Here is a 1,871-nt window from a genome sequence, read left to right on the forward strand (position 1 = left end):
GCGGGCGGCGCCTTGCGTAAACCACAGCGGCGGCGACCCCCACTGCGGCTACCGCAAGCGCTACCACCACCTCCCACGGGAACCGCGGCTTCGGCGGAGGCGGCGGCCTCAGCACCACCTCCCTAACCTCGCCCGGCTTTAAAACAACTATCTCCGTGACGTTTCTACCATCGGCCGCCGCCTTCACCACGTATTCGCCGGCCAGCACCTCAGCCTCCAGAGCCGGCTGAGTGGTGTTTATAGCGACAGGCCCGAGCACCTCTAGATAAACCTTCGCCGGCGGTTTGCCGTCCTCCTCCAACACGGCGACCTTTATCTTGGCGGTGGGGATGCGCACGGCCAACGTAGCCCTCTGCCCCCTCTCTACCACCGACTTGTTTAGAAACGACCTGCCAAGCGCCTCGGATCTGGCCGTGTACTCCCCAGCAATGACCTCCACAGGCCCCGCCCTCCCCCGCCCCGAGGCCACGCCTACGATCTCTACGGGCCAGTCCTCCCTCACCCTCCCAAAGCCGTCCACTACATACGCCTCGACTAGGGCCGTGGGGATCACCACAGACACCTCAGACCCAGGGGTAAATACAGTCGTGTTGGTGAAGCCGAGGCCGGCCGCCCTGGCGACGTACCTCTCACCTTCGACGAGCAACGCCCTGACCTCCCCCCAGCCAGAGGTGACGTTGACAATCTCAACACGCCACTCACGACGCGGCTTGCCAAATCCATCCACAACCCTCACCACGGTGCGTACGGCGGGGATCTGCACATTCACCACAGACGTCTCCCGCCCGACGGAAAACTCCCTCACAGCGGTAAAAAACCTGCCACTGGGTAGCACAGCAGGCGAGGCCACCGTCGCGGTGTAGGGCCCCTCGATGAGATCTGAACGAGGCAGAGCCACCCTCACCTCGTCAGTCCCATTGGCCAGCAGATAGCCGCCGTACCTCACCTGAACCACCGAGCCCCTCAGCAGGTCCCCGCCCCTATCCACAGCCCTCACAGTCACATTTACATACAAGCCCAGCTCGGCGAGGCTACCCGGCATACGCGATCCGTTGTACACCAAGACGCCCCCACCCCTAGCCGGAAGAGAGAAATTACCAACGGGGATAGACCTCAGATAAACCGCCACGCTCCCAAACCTCGGCGGCAACTCCCCGAGGGGCACCAACCTATCCCCCACCACCTCCACAGGCACAGCCAGATCACCCACGCCGCCGCCCGGAAACCTCACACCCGACACCACGACACCCCCCACGCCGCGCCGCGGCTCGCCAACCGTAACAGTAATGTCGTACCTGCCAACTGAGGCTCCCCGCGCTACGGCAAACCTCCCGCTCGCCACCAATGCGCCAGACGGATCGTACACGTAGTATGTGTAGTTGCCAGGCGGCACCTGTGATATCTCCCCTCCACACACCGAGTCTTCAACCTGGGCGCCGCCGTCTGCCCCACTGCGCGACACCGAGTAGAAGCCCAAGCCCGCGACCACAACAGTGTAGCCGCCTGCTGGTCCCCCACTGCCGTCTTTTACAGAAACCGTCACGGGATAAACGTACGTTGTAACCCGCCAATTCGACAGGGCGTTGCCTAGTTCCATTACGTCGTGGGGGTTGCTCGAGTCGTATATCCATGTTGCCGTGGCTGGGTCGCTGACCCACCCCCAGGCAATTTTTATCACGGCCACCCCCGTGGCGTTTATCGGCTTCTCTAGTTTGCCATTTACAACTTTTACAGTACCTACAACCTTGCCCTGTGAGTCAAAAAGAAACACGGTGCCGCATGCCAGATGTCCATTGTTCCAATCGTAGACTTCGGCGAGATATATGAACTGGGCGCTGGCTATTACTGCGAGAAGGACGATTAACAGCGGC

The 1,871-nt window shown here is 61.7% G+C and carries 1 pseudogene; it reads right to left on the reverse strand.

The features are described 5' to 3' along the window. Positions 1–1,871 (reverse strand): annotated as a pseudogene (locus ACP5J3_RS14015) (hypothetical protein); the annotation flags it as partial.

Origin of the sequence: Pyrobaculum sp. (assembly GCF_049971835.1) — an archaeon.
Classification (GTDB): Archaea; Thermoproteota; Thermoprotei; order Thermoproteales; family Thermoproteaceae; genus Pyrobaculum.